We start from the raw sequence: 20,439 nt of genomic DNA, 5'->3' as shown, positions 1-20,439 counted from the left end.
TATGATAAAGCCACCGGCATGAAAACACTCCCAGCATGCTGGGAGTGTATAGTTGATGTTACTTACCGTGACAATTCTTATACTTTTTGCCACTTCCACATGGACAAGGGTCGTTTCTACCAACCGTTTCCTTCTTCACATAAGGCTTACGAACTTTTTTCTTCTCTTCGCCTCCGCCAGAAACAGCCTGTGTATTCTTCACTACTTCTTGACGTTGTAGATTTTCGCGAATTTGAGCTTTCATAATATAGCGAGCAACTTCATCCTCGATATTTTCTACCATGCCTTCAAACATCGCAAAGCCTTCAAATTGATATTCACGTAATGGATCATTTTGTCCATACGCACGTAAATGGATACCTTGACGAAGTTGGTCCATCTGATCAATATGATCCATCCATTTTGTATCCACTGTTCTCAGTAAGATAACTTTTTCAAATTCACGCATTTGTTCTTCTGAGAGTTCTTCTTCTTTTTCATTGTATTTCACTCGAACTTTGTCCATGACAAGCTCTTGTATTTCTTCTGTTTCTTTTCCAGCTAAGTCATCCACAGACAATGAATCTTGTTCTAACAAGTTACCATTTACATACTCCACAATAGCTTGTAAATCCCAGTTTGTTTCATCATCATCTTGTGTATGAGTGCTAATAACACGTTGAAGGGAAGAGTTAATCATGTTCTCAATAATTGCGCGAAGTTCATTACCTTCCGCATCAATTACTTCAAAGCGTTGTTTATAGATAATTTCACGTTGTTCACGTAATACATCATCATATGCTAGAACATTCTTACGTGCATCGTAGTTATTTCCTTCTACGCGTTTTTGGGCAGATTCTACAGCACGTGAGACAAATTTGTTTACGATCGGCTGAGAATCATCCATTCCCATTTTATCCATCATGGCTTTTAAGTTATCAGAGCCGAAGCGTCGCATTAACTCATCTTCCATGGATAGATAGAATTGGGAAATACCTGGGTCACCCTGACGACCAGAACGCCCACGTAACTGATTATCAATACGTCTTGATTCATGGCGTTCCGTACCAATTACCGCTAAGCCACCAAGCTCTAATACACCTTCTCCAAGCTTAATGTCTGTTCCACGACCAGCCATGTTAGTTGCAATGGTTACTGCACCCTTTTGACCAGCATGTTCGATGATTTCTGCTTCACGATAGTGGTTTTTAGCGTTTAATACATCATGTTTAACCCCAGCTTTTTTCAAATACTGAGAGATTAATTCAGATGTTTCTACTGCCACTGTACCGACTAGTACAGGCTGGCCTACTTTATTACGTTCCTTAATATCTTCTACAACAGCTTTAAACTTACCATTTATGGTGCTGTAAATTTTATCAGGATGGTCTTCACGAGCAATTGGTTTATTGGTTGGAATAACAACCACGCCCATATTATAAATACTGCGGAATTCTTCTTCCTCAGTCTTCGCTGTACCCGTCATCCCAGCAAGTTTATTATACATACGGAATAAGTTCTGGAATGTAATCGAAGCAAGTGTCATGCTTTCATTTTGAATCTTTAGGCCTTCTTTAGCCTCAATTGCCTGGTGTAATCCATCACTATAACGACGACCTTTCATCAGACGACCAGTAAATTGGTCAACAATAACCACTTCACCTTCTTCTACTACATAGTCTGTATCACGATGCATCGATACATGTGCACGCAACGCTTGCCCAATATGATGTGTTAAGGTTACATGATTTAGGTCAAATAGGTTCTCAATGTTGAAGTGCTTCTCGGCTTTATTGATTCCCTCTTCCGTTAGTTGTACACCTTTTGTTTTTTCGTCGTACGTGTAATCTGTTTCTCGCTTCAAGGTTGTTACAAATGAATTGGCTTGTGTATATAATGAAGCTGATTTTTGTGCAGAACCAGAGATTATCAATGGTGTTCTAGCTTCATCAATTAGAATAGAATCGACCTCATCAATGATTGCAAAGTTCAACGGTCGCTGAACCATTTGTTCTTTGTACAGGACCATGTTGTCACGTAAGTAATCAAAACCAAATTCGTTATTAGTTCCATAGGTAATATCTGCTTGATATGCTTCACGTTTTTGTTCTTTGGACATTCCATTGGTATTTAATCCAACAGTTAGACCTAAGAATTCAAATAATTGACCCATCTGCTTCGAGTCACGATCTGCTAAGTATTCGTTTACCGTGATAATATGTACTCCCTCACCGGCAATCGCATTTAAATATGCTGGCATGGTAGAGGCTAATGTTTTACCTTCCCCTGTCTTCATCTCCGCAATATTACCGCCATGAAGGACAATTGCTCCCATTAACTGCACAGGGAATGGACGCATATCCAATACCCTTTTCGAAGCTTCACGGACAACTGCATACGCTTCAACTAATAGATCATCCAAGCTCTCTCCATTAGAAAAGCGTGATTTAAACTCTTCTGTTTTATCCTTTAATTGAGTATCGGTTAATCTTTCAATATCTGGTTCCAATGATTCAATTTGGTCCACCATGCTTTGAATCCGATTTAATTCTTTCTTATTACCATCAAATAATTTTTTTAGAAAACCTGCCATCGTTACGCTCCTCTGTTCCAATAGTGAAACAATGCGGATTATCATTAATCCCGTATTTCCTACTCGCTATTACTAAAGTCTCATGATAATAGGTTCACTATCCATTTTTCTTATACATATTTCACTTATTATATATTAAATAATAACACTACTTAAATCTATATGCCAACTACATTGTTATGCTAAACCATCAATAAGTATACAGAAAAATCAAAGGCGATCCCAATTATGAGATCGCCTGTTAGTTCGTCACAAGTTACTATTTTGGTTCGATTAAACCATATTTTCCATCTTTACGACGGTAAACAACGTTAGTATCACCAGAAGCTGCATTTTGGAACACATAAAATGCATGGCCTAACATATCCATTTGTAATACTGCTTCTTCTGAATCCATTGGCTTTAAATCAAATTGCTTAGTTCTTACAATCTCGATATCGTCTACTTCTTCGTCTAATTGTTCCGCTAAATTAGTTGATACAAATTTAGGGACATTATTTTGACGAGGTTTACGATTAACCTTGGTTTTATATTTTCTAATCTGTCTTTCTAATTTATCTACAACTAGGTCAATTGCTGCATATAAATCAGTATGTTCTACTTCGCCTCGTAATAAAAGACCTGACATTGGAATTGTTACTTCAATTCGCTGCTTATCATTATAGACACTTAAATTCACATGTACATCTGAGGTTATAGGACTCTCAAAATATTTTTCGAGTTTACCAATCTTCTTTTCTACGTACTCTCTGATCGCTTCCGTAACTTTTAGATTTACACCACGAATGTTGAATTTCATTAAAGTGTCCTCCTTTATCTATCTTTATATATAGTATACTATCTTTTCCCTTAAAAATCCTGCTTAAACACAGATAAATATTAATTTTATATCTCTAAAAGGAGAGAAAACACTGAGTTTGCCTGCTATGATAAGCTTTACACTACGTTCACATTATTTTAACAAAAGGGATGTCCAACGTTTTAGGACATCCCTTTTTTATCATTTTCGTTTATCCATGAACATGCCATCAACAGTCTGGACATTTTCATATGGATTAGTATATTTTCGGTTAGAATTCTTTTGTTTTTTCATCTGCTTCATTTCTAATTTTAATTCAGAAAAAAGTAGATTCATTTTTTGTTGGATTTTTTGATTGATAGGAAGAAGCTTATTTCCTAGGGCCAATTCTTCATCTGAATATGGCTCTGATAAATGATTCATAAAGCTATCTCTTTTTACGAGTAAAGTATTGAGTTCGTCTATTACTCTTTGGCGATCACTGTTACTTATGTCACCTTCAAGAATTTTTTCCATTTCTTCCGTAATCTCTAGTATCGGTTGAACACGATTCATTATACGTGTTCACCTTGTGCATATTGCTTTTGTCTTGTTTTTAGAATAACTTGCTTCCAAGTATCTCTAAAATCAACCACAAAACCTTGTACTTCAGTTAAAATCTCTATATCATTTTTCAAGTTAGCTTCCATCAAACGTCGATACATAAAATCATATAAAGGCATGATTTGCTTCGAGATTTCAACTTCTTGATCCAATGTAAGCATCAGTTCTTGAATAATAGCTTGAGCCTTTTGGATATTCGTATTTTTTCCTTCGATATTATTTTCTTCAATATCTCTAATTGCTTGTTTAATAAACTTATTACATCCATTATAAAGCATTAGCGTTAATTCACCGCCAGAGGCAGTATTAACAGCATTATTTTGATATGCTTGATATGGTTTATTTAAAGCCATAAGGTAAAACTCCTTTGTAGAATTATTGGATTACATTCCGCCGCCAAACTGTGAGAAGAGCTGTGCTGATTGTGCATTTAATCGTGATATCGCCTGTTCCATTGCATTGAATTGGCTCCAATATCGGCTTTCAACACGCACAAGACGATCCTCAAAGTCTGACATTCTCGTATCTAAATCCTTAATTCGTTTTCCTAATGTATAGTTATCTAGTGTACTTGTTGTTTTACCAGCGCGTTCTTCAATACGTTTCATCATCGACTCAACAGAGTCTTCTAGTTTATTAATTAATCCACGACTCGGATCGCTTTTGTCTTCTGTATTATTAGAGAAGAGCTTATAAACTTCATCAGGATTATCACGTAATGCTTCCTTCAGTTTGTCCTCGTCTATTTTAAGCTTTCCGCCATTCATATAATCTGCAGTTGTCGAGATACCTATTTGAGTTAACGTGGTGACCTCTCCACCTGTATCAACAGAAGAATACCAAGTTTGTCTTAGATCAAATAGCCCACTGGTTAAGATAGAATCTCCTCGAAGGATACCACTCTTCGCTTTTTCTTCCCAAAGTTCTACTTGTTTATCTTCCATTTCCTCTTTTTGCTTTTCAGTTAAGGGCTTATAATCACGATATCTTTCTTCGGTCTGAGATTTGTTAACTAAATCAACAATCTCATTATACTTATCGACGAATTTCATGATGTTGTCGAACGCTGCGTCTACGTTGGTATCTACGGTTAGTTTAACACTTTCTTGGGTGGTATTTTTGAATTCAAAACTTACGCCATTCATTGTGTAAGAATTTTCTTTTGATTCAAATTCAACTGTCGAGCCATTATAATTAAACTTAGCATTCGTTCCACCAGTTTCATTACTATGTTTCATCTTAAGTTCGGTAACAAAGAATGAATCACTAGTAAACCCTATTTCACGGCCTTCAAAACTATTTGTAGTGTTATGATTACCAGTTTTGGTTGTTTCTAAGATTACTCTTTTAGATGTTTCATCGTAAAATGCTCGTACATGTCCTTGATCGGTTATCTTTTTTAATACATCTTTTAATGAATCGCCATCTTCAACATCAACCGTAAATTCCCGCATTCCAGCTTCTTGCCCATCCGAAGCCTCTTGGTAAACATAATAAGAAATGTTTGCACTCGGATCTAAAGCTTCGGTTGGATCAAAGCTTATTGGACCACTCATATTCATCGCAGTAGATGCCAGTTGATTAACCTTTATAGAATAAGACCCTTCAGGAGTACCTGCACTTGCTGTAGCCGTTACGGCACTCTCATTCGATGAACTCACCGTCTTCGAATTATAAGTACTACTCATCTTCATATCTAAAATTAAATTGGTGTCCATCTCATAGAGCTTTTGATAGATTTCACGGTATCCATCACGTTGCCATTCTAATAGTGTTCGGTCTTGCTCCATGCGGTCTAATGGCATTCTTTCCGCAGTCATTAATTTTTGTATGATTTCATCCGTATTTATACCAGAAGCTAAACCGCCAATACGCATTACCATTTTGTTACACCTCTTTTATATCTTCTTATCAATTAAGAACCCCATATATTCACCCATTGCCGCATACATATCTAGTATCTTTTTAGAGGGAATTTCCTTTACAACCTCATTTGTATTCGGATCGACTACAGTTACATAATATTCATTAAGCTCTTCATGCAATTCGAATTTAAGGTTTGTTTTAAGTGGTTCGATAAAATTATTTAAATGTTCAACAGCACTTTTAATTTGATAACCAGTTGGTTCTTGATCTTGTTTATTATTCTGAGTTTCTTGCAACACAGATTTATTCTCTGATGTAATCGTACTAGTGTCACTGTTCTGCAAGGATTGTGATATTACTGAGCTAGATTCTACTCGCATCCCCATGCAACTCCTCACAAGCTTTTTCTTTTATATCGGATAAAAGAAACATAAAGTTAAGTCTTTATTTCTTCCTGCTAATCATTTTTTTGGTGAAGTAGCTTTAATAAATCGACAGACAAGTTCGCTGCTTCATTATTCTGGTTTTGAATATCCAAATAAATTTCTTTTCGATAAATCTCAACTGACTTCGGAGCAGCAATTCCTAGCTTGATTTGGTCTCCTTCTATTGCCAACACTTTAATCTCTATCTCATCACCAATCTGGATCGACTCATTTAGTTTTCTTGTCAGCACTAACATTGCTACACTCCCTTTTCCACAGAGGCAGGTTGAATGAACGCTTTACTATCATACTCATCTGAATTAAGTATGTATTGCTTCCCAAACAACTTATGCTGATTAATAATCAAGGGAGCTTTTAAATTGATTGTACTGGAATCGAATGGTTCTTTTGCTGTTACGATGGTTAACACAATTACATCCTTTTCACTTTCAATTTGTAATGCTTCGATTGTTGGTTCATCTAATTCAAATCGGTAGTCTTTATAAAAATGATACGGATTTGTTACCACAAAAGCTAAGTCCTTAGATTGTACAGATTGAAGAAACTGAAATACAGGGTTACCTGGGATATCTAATAAGACAAATTCTTTTTCATCTAGAAAGCCAGGTAAACCAAATGAAAATTGGATAATTTGTTGAGTTGAAATCTCAACTTCTCCTAAATATTTTGTTTGTATATTCATGCTTGTCACCCTTTCTTATTCTGGAAATATATTTACAAAATCAATCTCTAAGCTTTCACGTTGAGCAAGCGTTATATCAACCGAACCTGGTATATAGTTTATTTCAGGCTTATTTACTCGAGATTCTATAACCGGTTTATTAGGTTGGATGTTTATATCTAATTTAGATGGTTCATAGTTTATCTTAACGGCGTTCAGAGAAGGAATAAATTTTATTCCTAGAGCACGTGGTGGTTCATGAGCATTTTGAAATGCTTGACTAACTAAAGGATTCCCTTTGTTTTCAATTTTCATGAGTTCTGTTCCTTGGGATGCTCTTCTTCCCGTACCCTCGGCGACAGCTTGTTTTCCGTCTTGTGCGAATTTCTCTATTAATCTGGATACACTTCTAAGATTCATATCTTCCCATGCCTGTGTTTGATCAATGGTTAGTTTAGAAGGAGTGGTTCGCATTGATACTTCCGCATGTGGCTGTTGAATGGACAAATCCGCTTTAGGTTGTTGTATTTCTTGTCTTGCAGGTTGTGTCGTGATGCTTATCCTCGCCATCTGTGATTGCATTCGTATTTGTGGTAATTCCATGCTAATTCCTCCTTCTTAGAAAAACTCGCATTCGCTCGTCCTTTAGCGAAGCAACTACTTGTGATACTCCATGAGAGACTTCTCGAATAGACTTCATGCAGCTTTGCGAGGAGAATTACTTCCTCGAATTATCTTAAGTACGACGAACACTCTTTGTGTTAGTTTTTTCTTATGCCGGCGGGAAAGATTGTTATACTTTCCTATCTGCTAAAAACAGTAAAACCCTAACCCCTTATTCGGGCTAGGGTTTTGTTTACCGTAGAAAATCTAGTAATGTTGGTTGTATGATTCTAGAGCCTGCAGAGAGTGCTGCGCGGTGTACACTTTCCTGTGTGATTAATTGTGTGATTACTTCTTCGTAATCAATATCTTCGTTATTTGACATCATTTCCGTTGCAGAGATTTCTTGTGAACCTAAACGATGCTCAATTAGTTCTAGACGGTTCATTCTTGCTCCAAGGTCTGCACGAGCATTTAATACATTATTAATATTTTCATCTAAGAGTGCGATACTTTTTTCGATTTCACCTTGATCGCCACTTTCTAATGCGGTGATAAAACTATCCACATTTCCGAATGCTTCTGCACCAAATACTTCATCAGCATTAACGTTTACCTTGATTTTAATCCCATTAGAAACTTCAATATGGACATCTGTAGTGTCGGTAGGATAACCTCCGTCAATTGGTTTTACATCTGTTTTCGTTCCGTTAAAGATGTATTTTCCATTGACTTTTGTGTTACCAATATCTATTAAATGGGTTTTAAGTTGTTCTACTTCTTCCATGATATTGTGGCGTTCCCCAGTATCATACGTGTCGTTACTAGCTTGTACGGCTAGTTCACGTAAGCGTTGTAGAGCTTTCGTTGCTTGGTCTAGTGCATCATCTGAATTATCCATCCAGTTATGAACTTCATTTGTGTTTCGTTGATATTGCTCTACTTCTTTTAGCTGACTACGATAATCCATTCCTTTAACAGCAATAACCGGGTCATCAGAAGGTCGGTTAATCTTCTTACCTGTTGTAAGCTGATCCATATATGTGCCCATATTCGTGTAACTGTTGGACAAATTACGTAGCATATTATTCGATAACATCGATTGTGTTACGCGCATCTATTTCCCCTACCTTCCTACGATTCCTAAGTTATTAATGATTCGGTCTAATATTTCATCCATTGCCGTCATACTTCTTGCCGCAGCATTATAGGCATGCTGGAATTTAACCATATTGGTCATTTCTTCATCTAATGACACAGAGCTCACAGACATACGCTGTTCTTGTACCTGTGATTTAAGTGCACCTGTATTGGCTGACATACGATTAGCTTCTTGTGCAGCAACACCTAGGCTCCCAATTACACCTTCATAGAAGCTCTTTACAGAGGCATCTACTCCTAAAGGACCACCAATTTTATCATTAAATACATTCGCTAGTTTTGAAGCATTTTGGCCATTTCCTGTTTCATTCGCAACAGCACTAGCAGCTACTAAAGCAGGATCATCCATTATCTCTTGCGCTACAATTATATTCCCGTCGGCATCTTTAACAAAGAAGTCTGTACCAGCAACTCCATTTAAATCAAATCCACCTTTTTGGACATCATTAAATGCAGTGGTAAACTCCGTTGCAAGTGTCTGAATGTCTTCTAGTACATTCTTATAACTTACGGCATTAGGATCAGAGCCATCGTAACCGTGAGCATCAATTAATGATTTAAGTGAACCGGTTGGTAACCCTTGTACAAGGTCATTACCTAATTTAATTTCATTGACTTCATCTGCCTCAGCAAGAGAGAACTGCTGGAAGGTAGATCCTGTATCAGAGGTTGGATCTACCAAGTAGACTGGCCCATTAGGTAGTGACTTTCCACTATCATCTACAAGTTCAATTTGTGTTAAACCAGCAGCATTATCTGGAGAGCTTTCAGCACTTTCTTTACGATGAACTTTTATATTTACAATACCAGATAATTCATCAATTAAACGATCTCGATCATCATATAGATCATTTGCTAAGTAGCCATGAGGCTCTGTTTCTTTTATTTGATTATTGATTTGGTCAATCTGACGAATAATAGAGTTAGCATCTTTGATGGTAACATCTACTTGTTTACGAAGATCAGACTGCATATTTTCTAGATTACTAGTTAAATAATTAAATGTATCTGCTACCGCTTGTCCACGCTGTACCACGACAGATCTTGCCCCAGTATTTTCAGGGTTAACAGATAAATCCTGTAGCGATTGCCAGAATTTGTCCATTGTATTAGATAAACCACTTTCAGATGGCTCATTTAATAAACTTTCCATTCGATATAGGGAATTGGACATGGTTTCCCAATATCCTGATTTACTATTCTCCGCTCGATACTGTAAATCTAGGAAACTATCACGAATACGTTCCACAGAACCAGCTTGGACCCCTTGTCCAAGTTGTCCTGGGATTTGTGGACGATTACGTGCACCGTTTGGGTAGGCTGGTAATGTCTCAAAGTTCACACGTTGTCTGCTATACCCCTCTGTATTTGCATTAGAAATATTATGACCAGTTGTATATAAAGCTGATTGTTGTGTAAATAGCGCACGTTTCGCCATTTCCAATCCATGGAATGTACTCATTGACTTTCTCCTTCATTAAAAGTTTCATTTAAGCTTTCGAATCGAATACGGATCGATTCACGGCTGGTGGTTGATTGTCTTTACCATAGTTCATATTTTTTAATGATGGACTCATTAGATCAATCGAAAGTTGAACAAATTGCATCGATTGCTGAATCAATGCCATATTTAACTGTTCTTGCTGTTTTAATTTCACAATCGATTCGGTTAATTTGACAGCACTTTCCTCTATTTTCTTCTTTTCTGAGTCATCATTTAGCTGATTCAACAAGTTGGTAACTGTTGCATCTTCAGAAGTATTCCCATGATTTGCAAACCATGCATTTACTTCTTTTTGACGATTCTCTTCCGCTTGCTCTAATTGCTGAACCATTTTTCGTTCCTTCACCAAAATAGTTTGTAATTGTTCCACATTACCCTTTTTAACTACCGCTGTTTTCTCTTCTGAAAGCACGATTAGTTGGTGATGGATCTTTGTTAGGTTATCTAGTTTTTCAATAATTGATTGTACGGACACTGATGCCGTCCCCCTCTTATTGCTTCGACCAAAAATCGATCATTTTTTGCGCAGTTTTTTCATAATTAATTTCATATTGTCCAGATTCTACTCGATTCTTAATTTCTTGGACATATGCTTCACGTTTTGCATTTACTTTTGTATTTTCTTGCAGTTTCATTGCTTCGGAAGAAATTTCTAATTGGTCTTGTTGCTTACCAACTTTTTTCATTTCCATCTGTTTTTGTATTTGATTTTTATATGGATTAAAATTCGTTTGATTCGGTCCATTAACCTTCATTACATCACCCCATCATTTTTCGAACAACCATACGCCCGAACTTATCTCTATATTTATTATCGGTTAGTTTTATCAAATTTAAAGTATTATCTACGATGTTTATCAAGTGTATAATATACACCTTGAGTTGTTTTTACGTCTTTATTCCGTTCCACTACCTTTTCCAGTGCTTCATGTTGTTGTAAGTCACTTTTCAGTTCTTCAGAACAATTCATACATAACTTCCCTGAAACAATTAAAGTCCCACATCTTTCGCAAGGAAATCCTAGTTTTGGGAACATGGATGTACGCAGTCTTTTTTCCTTAATAAATTTAGTAATTAAGGTTTCTTCAACCCCTGTTGCTTCCACTACTTCAGTAAGGGTAGCTTCTCTATTCTTTTGTTGCTTTAGAAATTCATATACTTTCTTAAAAGCTGCTTCTTCCTCTCTATAACAATCACGACAAATATCTTTCAATTGTTTCACATATACTTTTCCACATTGGGAGCAATTTGCTAATTCTGCCATCTGATTTTCTCCTTACTACATTATCATATCACATCAACTAACCACGAACTAATGTGTACGTGTATACATTAGGACAGCCAGCTTTTTTTAATAGACTAGCTGCATGACGTAAAGTAGTACCCGTTGTATATATATCATCGACAAGAATTACTGGATTGTTTAGTGTTTGGTGAAGAATAAAAGGGTTCTTAGTGGAGATTCTTTCCATTCGTGTTTTTTTGGACTGCTTTTCTCCGTGTACACGAGTTAATATATCCAAGGTTTGAATTGGTAAAAAAGAGGCAAGCATGCTAGCTTGATTAAAGCATCTTTCTTGAAGTCTCTCACTACTAAGAGGAATTGGGATTGCTACAGCTGCTCTTAACTTTTTAAAATTCTGCTGAAAGTGTTGCTTAAACGATTGCTCAAATACATGTCCAAGTTCATAATCCCCACGATATTTCCACTTGGCTATCATGTCCTGTATATGGGTTGTATATGGGAAAACAGAGTAATTATATTCCATTATGTCCTCCCCGTGATGATAGTTCTCCCACCACAAACAATCCTGACAAACATCTAAATGTGATTCGCGACTACACCTCTTACAACGTTTTCCGGATAGTGGAACCAACTCTTTCTCACATGTTCCGCAGATTAGCTGTGCTTTTGTAGGGAATATTACATTGCTCCAATTCACCTCCAACAACAATTCATCGTGACACCAAAGACAATTCATAATGAAAAACCTCCCCTTTTATTCATTGTTTTTATGGAATGTACCGCCTGAACCATTGCATCGGTTTTTCCATCATGAAGAAAAATCACTTCTCCTGTTGGGTCATCTGCACTCCTTCCTGCTCGGCCAGCAATCTGAACTAGTGCTGCTTCATCAAATACATCGTGCCCCGAATCTAATACGACTACGTCAACAGATGGGAATGTCACGCCACGCTCTAAAATGGTGGTAGTTACTAAGACATCAATTTTCTTGTTTCTGAACTGTTCTATCTTCTCCACTCTCTGTTCATCCTCGGAATGAACCGAAACAATGTCACCTAATTGGTTTCGATGACTCTTTTGTAAATTTAATTGAACTTCTTTAGCTAAATGAATGGATGGTACGAATATCAGTAGCTGCCTCTGCCTGTTCTTTCTATTGGTAATCCATTCGAGTAGGGTTTTGGGAATTTTTTGTTGTCGTAAACTTTTCTTTAGTGCGTAACAGATCTTCAGTGTGGGAACAGGTAATGGGTTGCCATGATAGCGAACAGGTACAAATGTATGAGGGAGTTTCTTCAAGGCTATTCGTAGACGAAGATTTTGTCTTGGGGTTGCAGTTAGATAAATGGTAGTGCTTTTTTCTTTTTTAGCTCTATTTACTGCAAAAGGCAGGGACTCATCATTATGGAAGGGAAAGGCATCTATTTCATCGATAATTACAATATCAAATGTTTGGTAGAATCGTAGGAGTTGGTGGGTCGTTGCTATAATTAACTGGGATGAGCCTGTTTTATCGTCACTTCCACCATATAATGCTTGAACAGGGACCTTCTGAAACGCTGCTTGGATACGAGGCTTAAGTTCCCGGACCACATCCGCCCGTGGAGTAGCAATACAAATTCGTTTCCCAAGCTTTAGAGCAGCTTCAATTCCTGGGAATAGCATCTCTGTTTTCCCAGCACCACAAGCAACCAATAATGAGGACTTAAATATAATTAAACAAGATTCTTTTTAAATTTATCGCTATTCCTTTTACATTTCGGACAAGGAATTAAATTATTAGTTCCAGCAATAAACATATCCTCATCATTGCAAGTAACGCATTTTGATTTTACTGAAGTAACTTTTTTCTTTTTCTTTGCAATATCAACTACAGGAGCTTTCTTAGGTTTTCCGATTGTAACTTTCAACCCTAGTATCTTAAATTCAATTCCGATATTCAACTTTCTAATTAAATCGTTTAATTTATAACCAATGTAAATTCCTAAGACGATTCCGATCAGTAGCATAAGAGTGCCTCCTTTTTTCAATAGGATGCGCTTTTATTTACTTTTTATTCAAAATAGTACGATTAAAAAACCATAGCCGAATACTCCAGCAACTCCTAGCTTCGCAAAAGTTTTACTAATCATACTACAGAGTGCATATACTCCTATTGATACTCCGACAAGTATCGGGATGGCTGAAATATATTCTAGAGCTATATCAGTCATCCCCTCTTTCATTTTTACTCCAATCCAGTCTCCTACATATTCCATAGGTGCTTTGATTTCCATTAAACCACACCGTCCATTGAATCGACTAACACATCTAGAACCATTGGAGCAATCATTACTAGTAAATAGCCCATTCCGGCCTTCTGCATCATACTAAAGCCTTTATCACTGTTTCCTATCATAACGAATATGGCACCGCCTAAAACAACAACCATGGCTACTGGGTAGGCTAGACCTTGTATTAATTCTATTAGTGGATTAAAAGCATCCATCATTTTGGCTTTAACCGATTCATCAGCTGCATAAACAGTTCCAGGAATAAACGGAGCAGCTGCTAAAGGCATTAACGATAAAGTAGGTGGTTTGACTACTTCATGTTCACCTCGCATAAACTCCTTAAAATCATAAGTTTTTGTCCGCATGTTCTACCTCCTCATAATTCTTTCCTGTTAGCTTTTGATATACATACAACAGGTTAGCGAGATGGGCAAATTCTTCCATGGATCCATAAGACTTTAGGTCTTTAATTTTCTCTGCAGTTATCCTAATCATTGATTCCTTTTCGCTATCTGTCATTTTCAGGTTAGTCAGTTTCAAATAAACCCCTCCTAATTATTCGCATTCATCCGGTTTCTCATATTCCCCACTAAAGAAGTAATTCCAATCAATAACAATAAATTCTCCATCAAAGTGCTCTTTAGGCTCATTAGTTGATATCAGTATCCAAGAAAACATCAACATCCAACCCCTCGCACAATTCTAGTAAACTGTCTCTTCTGTATGGTGTAGTTGTTACCCATATGATCTTAGGCATACCTTTGAATGAATTTCTTTCTATGAATCTCCTATACTTATCAATTTTTACTTTGTTCTTTTTCATTTTTTGCTGATTGTCTATTTCAATAATGTGGTACTTCCCATTGCGGATGAACCTGGCATCTGGAATAACAACAATTTCTGCCTTTGTTCCTTCTCCACTGATTAGCTTAACTTCATTCTTCCAGTCTTTTGGTTGGTTGAGTTGTATATAGAGATCATTGCGCATTAGGTAATGTTTTGCTGTGATAATTTTAGTTCGGATAGTGCTGCAGTTTATTTTTTCGCGACCTTCTTTGCTAAGGTAATAGATTTTCTGTCCGTCATAAAAGTGGTTTAGATAGGGCTCCATTTGATCTAGAATTCGATAGGTATTCCTAAAGCCCAACCCATGCAAGATTTGAATTTGCTTAACAGTGAGGTAATCAAGATTCTTTAAACTCAAAAGGATTTGCTCTTGGCGTTCTAGTGTCTTTGGTCGCACCTAAACCCTCCTTCTTGATGATGTGAGGTTTAATAATTTTATTTATCATTTCTTCTTCCATATATGGAGTTTGGACTATATAATTTCTCACCCTTCTAAAGATGGCTCTACCTTCAATCTCTGGAATATCTTCCGCTCCGTTTTCATCTAATACAGCTCTGCTCTGAGCACCTGTTTCTAGTCGAAAACATACTCTAGCTCCAATGTTGGCACGTACTTGAGACGGGAGCGTCTCGTTCGTTGGGTACTGGGTCGTGTATATGAGTCTGTAGCCAGCCGCCCTTCCTCTTCTCGAGATATCCGTAACTAATTCTTTACATTCGTCATCCAGATCTGCAGCTTCATCAATCACAATAAAATCTCTTTCTTTTTGACCTGCTCTTTTAATATCTTTGAATCCTTTTTCAAATAGGTATTCGAGCTTGTTATTCATATCTTCTTGAATGGCTTCTAGAACTACTTTTGCTTCCTTCACATTTCTACCAAAATTAATAGCCTGCTTCATGTCCCGGAAAGGCCCTAATTCTGCCCCGCCTTTTAAATCGATTAAATGGAAGCGTACTTGATCTGGTTTATTGCTTACCAAAACTGAGATTAATAGTTTCACAAATTCAGATTTTCCGAAGCCAGTAGCTCCGGCTACAATCATGTGAGGTCTCTCTTCAAAATCATGCAAAATAAAGTCTTTATAAGTGAAGCCTATTGGTACCTTCCATCCTCTTACTTTTCCTAACATTTTTTCATCAAATAAATAAAGCTTTTCTAAACCTTTTTCATAGACTCGTATTTTTAGCATCCCATCAAACTCCATTTCTATCTTTTTATCAAGCTTTACTCGATTCTGAATAATATCTTTTAATTGCTTTACGACATCTCCCTTCCAGTCAATATTTTTTAAGTTTGCTAGATTAAGATCCGGTCGACTTTTATTATTTAGGCCATCAATAAATTTTTGTTCTACATCCTTAAACTGTTGAAAAGATAACCCTAGAGGAACTTTATAAACGTATTCCGTGTGGTTCTTATGCTTTGTTTTCCGATAAATTCGGATACTCCCTTCCTTTGTTTTAAGACCTGCATAGTCAGCAATCTTAATAATTTTTTCATGATCGTTAGCAGCGTTTTTGTTTTTAAAATAAAAACTTGTTCCAGCAATTCCTGCCATGCTTGCTGTAGACAATAACTCGAATAGCATTCACGCACCTCCATTCTTGGTATCTTGTAAAGATAGTCCCTTGGCTATTGCAACTTGGTAAAACGGCTAGAATAGCTTAATTTTAAAGATTTGCGCCCATTCTAAAAGTACAATCTTTGCTGCAGTCGTTGTATTTTGGTTTGCATATTAGATTGTATGGTGCCACATCTTATACTATGCCAAAATGGTATAACTTTTTTTGAATAAAGGATTTTACCAGGTAAATATCGAAATAATAAAAAGGTGATCATAATGAAATTAAGAATCGGGGAAGCCATTAAAGAGAACGGCTTTACTAATAGGCAAGTAGCAAAAGCTCTAGGGGAAGATGAAAATAATATTTCCAGGTACATTCATGGGCGTAGAAAAATTACCCTTTTAAAGGCTGCAGAAATAGCAGATATAATCGGATGTAGTTTAGATGATTTGGTTGAGAGGGAACATAATAACAGAAAAACCTTCTTATAAGGAAACTTTTCCTGAAAACAACTATAGAACACCAACAAAATCACTAATTTCAAAATAAGTTGAAAACTCCTTTTCTATGCAGGGTTACAGCTTCAAATTATCGAATTATTATACTAAGATAATTAAGGAGTGAATTAAAATGGAAAAAGAAAAAGAAGAATTTCAGCCATATTTTGATGGAAGAAGAATTGTTTACCCCGGGGCCACACCTTCTGAACAAGATGCGTTTGAATACCTCGACAGAAAAGATCCTATGTTAAAGCGATATTTTGAAAATGGAAGTGTAACGGATGGAAGAACTAATCAAAAAGTACATCGCCATACCTATGGCTATAGCAGTTTTTAAACAGGATAAAGAGAAGTTCAGTGAATTTCAATTGAGGAATCTTTACGAAGATATGATTGATTCGATAATCGAACGAATGCACCAGGACTATTTTAAAATTAAAACTGAATTATTAACCAAGCATCATATTGAAATTAAACGTATCAAAAAGGGAAAGTATGAAATTAATAAAGAAATGGTGGAATTTAAACCTGAAGAATTGAAGGAAATGACAAAGCAGTTAATGACTGATTATTCACACGGGAAAAAGGCTGCAAGATTTGAAGTTAAAGATCGTCCTTGGAATGAGTAAGCCCCATAGTTATGGGGCTACTTTTTATTAACTATATAAATTTTCTTTCCTACCTTTTTTACATTAATATATGTGTTGTTAGTTATTTTATCTGCACTCTTTCTTGAGATTATAATTTTGTTTTCGCTATCTTGATAGACATTAAAACCGAATATAGTAAACAAAACATTTAGATAAAACAAATTACTATTAACATAGAAAATACCAATAACTAAAAATAATAAGGCATTTATTATAATTGAATTTAAATTTCCTTCTTCTAAGGTAGTAAGTGGTACTACGTAGGTAATAAAGTAACTTAAAATTTCACTATTTTTATTCTCCAATCCGTGGAAAGTTTCTTCAGAGTTCAATTCACAGAAGCAAAAGTACAAAAATGTTAATAGTGAAATCAAAATTAACACCATAAAGAATCCAAATGTTACATAGTGTTCTAATAAATTCTCTTTAATGCTTTGTTCAAAGTCATAAAATTTCACAATTAATATTACATATAGAGGTAAAAATGATGAGACAAATAATAGCACCTTGTAAGTTTTTGTTATCATTTTCTAGTTTTACCTCCTTTACCTTAAATTAGATATTAAAATCATCTATCCCTTTTCTATTTGCCAGGACTGTTCTATAATATGCATCTCTCATTAACATTGTTATATCAGTTAATTGTTCTTTGTCGTCATAAATAATTTTTGATTTTTCATCATTGAATTTAATATTTAAATCAAACAATTCCACAACCTCAGGTGCGTTGTCGAAATGCTCGTGAAACAACCTTATAATTTCTGGATTAGATTGTATTTTAGTGAGTCTTCTAATGATTCTTGCATCACCTAAACAATCCTCCTTAAATTGATCGAAGTTTTCGATCTTCGTACCACCTTGTACTTCTCTTAGTACTAATTGAGCGTTTTCTTTAAACTTCTCTCTTAGGTTGAATATACGTTCAGCCGCAATATGACTAAAAAATATAAGTTGATTATCTAAGGAGATAGCATCGATTCCCCCGTCTATTGCTATCAATTTATTATCTTCTAGTATATTAAATGTATCAGCAACTTTTCTAATCCAGAAACCTTTGCGAATACTTTTTAACTTGTGGTTTTTTCTAAAGAAATAAATAAACTTCGGATCTTCACCATTATTATTTATTCTTAGTTTAAATACTAAGAAACTAACTTTGTTCGGATCCATTTCTTCGGTAACTGTTTCATCAAACAAGTTGATAACTTCAGAATAATTTCCAACATAATCTGTATCACATACTGAATATTCATCATTCTCATGCCCACTTGGATTGAATGTAACCGAGTTAAGGTTAGCTTGTATTTTATGGTCTATATTTTCAATAAATAATTTAATGACTTCCTTCTGTACATCATTAGAAACACTTGGTTCGAACGAACTATATCTTGTGCCATTCTTTGATACAAATAAAACAGATAACCTTCCATCTGGTTCTTGAAATTCCCGCAGTTTTTGAATTATATTATTTAAATCCATATTTATCCCCCTTTTGTAGATAAATTACATATTCTACAAAAGATGACTATTTTCCTGCTTTTTTGTAAAAACGTTTCCAATTGGAACGTACGTTCCTATGATAGCATGTAGAAAATACTTTGTATATAGTTTTTAGGTCCTTATTTTAAAAATCCCTCCTGCTTCCACAAGAGGGATTTTTTTTGGTCTTATTTTATATCCAGAGCTTTTCCGAACTCCTTCTAAGTGGTCCACCAGACCCCCATGAATTCTATACTAGAATAAGTTGTCTATGCTTATTTTAGTTTATTTAATTGTAGCACCTGTGGAAGGATGCACATAGATATTAACCTTACCAAAGTCTTGAGTCTGAATAGTTACTACATGAGCTTGAGGTTTATCAAGCACTTGATATTGCAGTCCACCAAACTTCTTAGGATTCAAGAAGCCTTTTTCATTACCTTTAACTGGTGCTTTATTAGTTGGATAAACTCTCCATCTTGACTCCGTTTTTGGTAGATAAAGAGTTTCACCTTTGCTACCTGGCAACTTAATTTTTTGGCCAACAAAAATCAAATTTTTGTCCTTAATTTTATTTAGTTTAACAAGTACATCAACCGTTGTGCCGTGATTCTTAGCAATTTTTGAAAGTGTGTCCCCAGCTTTTACGACATATACATTACCGGAAGCAGATACAGGATACAGATCCTTGTTCAAGTAATCAACAGGGTTGACCGCGTTGCTTCTTTGACTGTTCCAGGTACCCCTATGAATTTCAAAGTGTAGATGTTGGCCTGTAGAATCACCGGTACTTCCCATAAGTCCAATAACTTCTCCCTGCTTAACAATATCACCAACATGTACTCTACGAGAGCCACTAAGCATATGTGCATAGAGTGTTTCCCAAGTTTGCCCTTTAATATTATGACGTATGATAATGCATTCACCATATGAGGTGCTTACATAAGACTTTACAACCCTTCCAGCTGCAGCTGCTTTAATTTCCTGACGTCCAGGTTGTGCGAAGTCTGTTCCAGAATGAAAAGAGACCACACCAGTTATCGGATGCGGTCTACTCTTACTAAAATGACTTGTTATTCTTTTTACTGTTGGGTAAATAAATGTTACTCCCATTACTCAACATCTCCTCTCGGTTTTTTATAATTTCGTGCTTGAATACTATCACTTAATCCTTTAGTTGTTGGATCATTGAGTGCATTCCAAACACTGACTAGGACAAGCGCTACTACGTAAGGGTTTGATAAGGCTTGTACAAGTACATCACCTAATACCACCCAAGTTGTTAAATCCTCAAATCTAATTCCCATATACCCAATAATAGGTACCAGGATTGATAGAATTAATTGTGTATAGAATACTGGGTTTTTGAATCTTACTTTCCAGTTGATTTTCATTTGTGCTCACCTCCCTTCGAAAAAAGTGTTTTTATTTGCTCATCATGTCTGGTTGTTTTTTTCTCTAGAGAATTAACTTTTGAATCAAGCAATTCAAGTTCTTTGTCGGTCCTAATCTTAAAACTTTTTAAAGTATCGTTGAGTAAATCAATCGAGGTTTGTAACGGTTTAATAACAATACTTTTAAACAAAAAAATAGCGATTCCGCCAAGAAACGAAATCACTGCCATTAAGCTAGCAAGTTCTTGTATAGTCATTTTTGACCTC

At 35.9% G+C, this 20,439-nt stretch carries 31 protein-coding genes; 3 read left to right on the top strand and 28 right to left on the bottom strand.

Annotated features, from left to right (window positions below):
• Window positions 1-58 precede the first annotated feature (58 nt).
• From secA to BN999_RS00435, 23 genes are all read right to left on the bottom strand, one after another.
• Window positions 59-2,572 (bottom strand): preprotein translocase subunit SecA, encoded by a 2,514-nt coding sequence (gene secA, locus BN999_RS00540; RefSeq protein WP_096269438.1) that lies wholly within the window; start codon window positions 2,570-2,572, stop codon window positions 59-61.
• 259 nt (window positions 2,573-2,831) lie between these two features.
• The gene (gene hpf / locus BN999_RS00535; protein ID WP_096269437.1) at window positions 2,832-3,371 is read right to left on the bottom strand and encodes a ribosome hibernation-promoting factor, HPF/YfiA family; all 540 of its coding nucleotides are present in this window, start codon (window positions 3,369-3,371) and stop codon (window positions 2,832-2,834) included.
• A 201-nt stretch (window positions 3,372-3,572) separates the two neighbouring features.
• Window positions 3,573-3,926, bottom strand: a complete 354-nt coding sequence (locus BN999_RS00530) for a flagellar protein FliT (protein ID WP_096269436.1) — start codon at window positions 3,924-3,926, stop codon at window positions 3,573-3,575.
• Complete coding sequence (fliS, locus tag BN999_RS00525) at window positions 3,926-4,327, bottom strand: flagellar export chaperone FliS (RefSeq protein WP_096269435.1); 402 nt, start codon at window positions 4,325-4,327, stop codon at window positions 3,926-3,928. Before fliS ends, BN999_RS00530 begins: the two co-directional genes overlap by 1 nt.
• A 30-nt stretch (window positions 4,328-4,357) precedes the next feature.
• Window positions 4,358-5,857 carry a flagellar hook-associated protein 2 gene (locus BN999_RS00520; RefSeq protein ID WP_096269434.1) on the bottom strand — a complete coding sequence of 500 codons (1,500 nt, stop codon included), beginning with the start codon at window positions 5,855-5,857 and terminating at the stop codon, window positions 4,358-4,360.
• 15 nt (window positions 5,858-5,872) lie between these two features.
• Complete coding sequence (gene flaG / locus BN999_RS00515) at window positions 5,873-6,220, bottom strand: flagellar protein FlaG (protein ID WP_096269433.1); 348 nt, start codon at window positions 6,218-6,220, stop codon at window positions 5,873-5,875.
• 77 nt (window positions 6,221-6,297) lie between these two features.
• Complete coding sequence (gene csrA, locus BN999_RS00510) at window positions 6,298-6,522, bottom strand: carbon storage regulator CsrA (protein WP_096269432.1); 225 nt, start codon at window positions 6,520-6,522, stop codon at window positions 6,298-6,300.
• 2 nt (window positions 6,523-6,524) lie between these two features.
• A complete protein-coding gene (fliW, locus tag BN999_RS00505) occupies window positions 6,525-6,968 on the bottom strand; it encodes a flagellar assembly protein FliW (protein ID WP_096269431.1) in 444 nt (147 codons plus the stop codon).
• Between the two features lie 15 nt (window positions 6,969-6,983).
• Window positions 6,984-7,550 (bottom strand): DUF6470 family protein, encoded by a 567-nt coding sequence (locus BN999_RS00500; protein ID WP_096269430.1) that lies wholly within the window; start codon window positions 7,548-7,550, stop codon window positions 6,984-6,986.
• 253 nt (window positions 7,551-7,803) lie between these two features.
• On the bottom strand, window positions 7,804-8,667 hold the full coding sequence (gene flgL, locus BN999_RS00495) for a flagellar hook-associated protein FlgL (protein ID WP_096269429.1): 864 nt from the start codon (window positions 8,665-8,667) through the stop codon (window positions 7,804-7,806).
• Window positions 8,668-8,676: 9 nt separating this feature from the next.
• Window positions 8,677-10,173, bottom strand: a complete 1,497-nt coding sequence (flgK, locus tag BN999_RS00490) for a flagellar hook-associated protein FlgK (RefSeq protein ID WP_096269428.1) — start codon at window positions 10,171-10,173, stop codon at window positions 8,677-8,679.
• A gap of 28 nt (window positions 10,174-10,201) precedes the next feature.
• Window positions 10,202-10,690 (bottom strand): flagellar protein FlgN, encoded by a 489-nt coding sequence (locus BN999_RS00485; protein WP_255247360.1) that lies wholly within the window; start codon window positions 10,688-10,690, stop codon window positions 10,202-10,204.
• Window positions 10,691-10,706: 16 nt separating this feature from the next.
• On the bottom strand, window positions 10,707-10,970 hold the full coding sequence (gene flgM, locus BN999_RS00480; protein WP_096269427.1) for a flagellar biosynthesis anti-sigma factor FlgM: 264 nt from the start codon (window positions 10,968-10,970) through the stop codon (window positions 10,707-10,709).
• Window positions 10,971-11,056: 86 nt separating this feature from the next.
• A complete protein-coding gene (locus tag BN999_RS00475) occupies window positions 11,057-11,479 on the bottom strand; it encodes a TIGR03826 family flagellar region protein (protein WP_096269426.1) in 423 nt (140 codons plus the stop codon).
• Window positions 11,480-11,516: 37 nt separating this feature from the next.
• On the bottom strand, window positions 11,517-12,197 hold the full coding sequence (locus BN999_RS00470) for a ComF family protein (RefSeq protein ID WP_096269425.1): 681 nt from the start codon (window positions 12,195-12,197) through the stop codon (window positions 11,517-11,519).
• The gene (locus tag BN999_RS00465; RefSeq protein ID WP_255247359.1) at window positions 12,194-13,156 is read right to left on the bottom strand and encodes a DEAD/DEAH box helicase; all 963 of its coding nucleotides are present in this window, start codon (window positions 13,154-13,156) and stop codon (window positions 12,194-12,196) included. The genes BN999_RS00470 and BN999_RS00465 overlap by 4 nt, the downstream gene beginning before the upstream one ends.
• A 20-nt stretch (window positions 13,157-13,176) precedes the next feature.
• Entirely contained in the window at window positions 13,177-13,470 is a 294-nt protein-coding gene (locus tag BN999_RS00460; protein ID WP_096269423.1) for a hypothetical protein, read from the bottom strand.
• A gap of 48 nt (window positions 13,471-13,518) precedes the next feature.
• Window positions 13,519-13,737, bottom strand: a complete 219-nt coding sequence (locus BN999_RS00455) for a hypothetical protein (protein ID WP_096269422.1) — start codon at window positions 13,735-13,737, stop codon at window positions 13,519-13,521.
• A complete protein-coding gene (locus BN999_RS00450) occupies window positions 13,737-14,099 on the bottom strand; it encodes a hypothetical protein (RefSeq protein ID WP_096269421.1) in 363 nt (120 codons plus the stop codon). The genes BN999_RS00455 and BN999_RS00450 overlap by 1 nt, the downstream gene beginning before the upstream one ends.
• Window positions 14,080-14,274, bottom strand: a complete 195-nt coding sequence (locus tag BN999_RS00445) for a hypothetical protein (RefSeq protein ID WP_096269420.1) — start codon at window positions 14,272-14,274, stop codon at window positions 14,080-14,082. Before BN999_RS00445 ends, BN999_RS00450 begins: the two co-directional genes overlap by 20 nt.
• 15 nt (window positions 14,275-14,289) lie before the next feature.
• A complete protein-coding gene (locus BN999_RS20930; protein ID WP_255247358.1) occupies window positions 14,290-14,412 on the bottom strand; it encodes a hypothetical protein in 123 nt (40 codons plus the stop codon).
• Window positions 14,384-14,977, bottom strand: a complete 594-nt coding sequence (locus BN999_RS00440; RefSeq protein WP_255247357.1) for a replication-relaxation family protein — start codon at window positions 14,975-14,977, stop codon at window positions 14,384-14,386. The genes BN999_RS20930 and BN999_RS00440 overlap by 29 nt, the downstream gene beginning before the upstream one ends.
• On the bottom strand, window positions 14,919-16,172 hold the full coding sequence (locus BN999_RS00435) for an FtsK/SpoIIIE domain-containing protein (protein ID WP_096269419.1): 1,254 nt from the start codon (window positions 16,170-16,172) through the stop codon (window positions 14,919-14,921). The genes BN999_RS00440 and BN999_RS00435 overlap by 59 nt, the downstream gene beginning before the upstream one ends.
• 252 nt (window positions 16,173-16,424) lie before the next feature.
• Here BN999_RS00435 and BN999_RS00430 point away from each other — a divergent pair, with 252 nt between their 5' ends.
• From BN999_RS00430 to BN999_RS00420, 3 genes are all read left to right on the top strand, one after another.
• Window positions 16,425-16,640: a helix-turn-helix domain-containing protein gene (locus BN999_RS00430; RefSeq protein ID WP_096269418.1), complete on the top strand. Its 216-nt coding sequence runs from the start codon at window positions 16,425-16,427 to the stop codon at window positions 16,638-16,640.
• 139 nt (window positions 16,641-16,779) lie between these two features.
• Window positions 16,780-16,986, top strand: a complete 207-nt coding sequence (locus BN999_RS00425) for a hypothetical protein (protein WP_096269417.1) — start codon at window positions 16,780-16,782, stop codon at window positions 16,984-16,986.
• Entirely contained in the window at window positions 16,967-17,278 is a 312-nt protein-coding gene (locus tag BN999_RS00420) for a hypothetical protein (protein WP_096269416.1), read from the top strand. Before BN999_RS00425 ends, BN999_RS00420 begins: the two co-directional genes overlap by 20 nt.
• 17 nt (window positions 17,279-17,295) lie before the next feature.
• Here the strand turns inward: BN999_RS00420 and BN999_RS00415 are convergent, their stop codons facing one another.
• From BN999_RS00415 to BN999_RS00395, 5 genes are all read right to left on the bottom strand, one after another.
• Window positions 17,296-17,826, bottom strand: a complete 531-nt coding sequence (locus BN999_RS00415) for a hypothetical protein (RefSeq protein ID WP_096269415.1) — start codon at window positions 17,824-17,826, stop codon at window positions 17,296-17,298.
• A 28-nt stretch (window positions 17,827-17,854) separates the two neighbouring features.
• Window positions 17,855-18,778: a Kiwa anti-phage protein KwaB-like domain-containing protein gene (locus BN999_RS00410; RefSeq protein ID WP_096269414.1), complete on the bottom strand. Its 924-nt coding sequence runs from the start codon at window positions 18,776-18,778 to the stop codon at window positions 17,855-17,857.
• Window positions 18,779-19,063: 285 nt separating this feature from the next.
• The gene (locus BN999_RS20925) at window positions 19,064-19,891 is read right to left on the bottom strand and encodes a peptidoglycan DD-metalloendopeptidase family protein (RefSeq protein ID WP_255247356.1); all 828 of its coding nucleotides are present in this window, start codon (window positions 19,889-19,891) and stop codon (window positions 19,064-19,066) included.
• The gene (locus tag BN999_RS00400; protein ID WP_096269413.1) at window positions 19,891-20,172 is read right to left on the bottom strand and encodes a phage holin; all 282 of its coding nucleotides are present in this window, start codon (window positions 20,170-20,172) and stop codon (window positions 19,891-19,893) included. The genes BN999_RS20925 and BN999_RS00400 overlap by 1 nt, the downstream gene beginning before the upstream one ends.
• A complete protein-coding gene (locus BN999_RS00395; protein ID WP_096269412.1) occupies window positions 20,169-20,429 on the bottom strand; it encodes a hypothetical protein in 261 nt (86 codons plus the stop codon). Before BN999_RS00395 ends, BN999_RS00400 begins: the two co-directional genes overlap by 4 nt.
• Window positions 20,430-20,439: the final 10 nt, after the last annotated feature.

Source organism: Paucisalibacillus globulus (assembly GCF_900184735.1).
Taxonomy (GTDB): domain Bacteria; phylum Bacillota; class Bacilli; order Bacillales; family Amphibacillaceae; genus Ornithinibacillus; species Ornithinibacillus globulus_B.
This window is presented reverse-complemented; position numbering and strand designations above follow the sequence as displayed.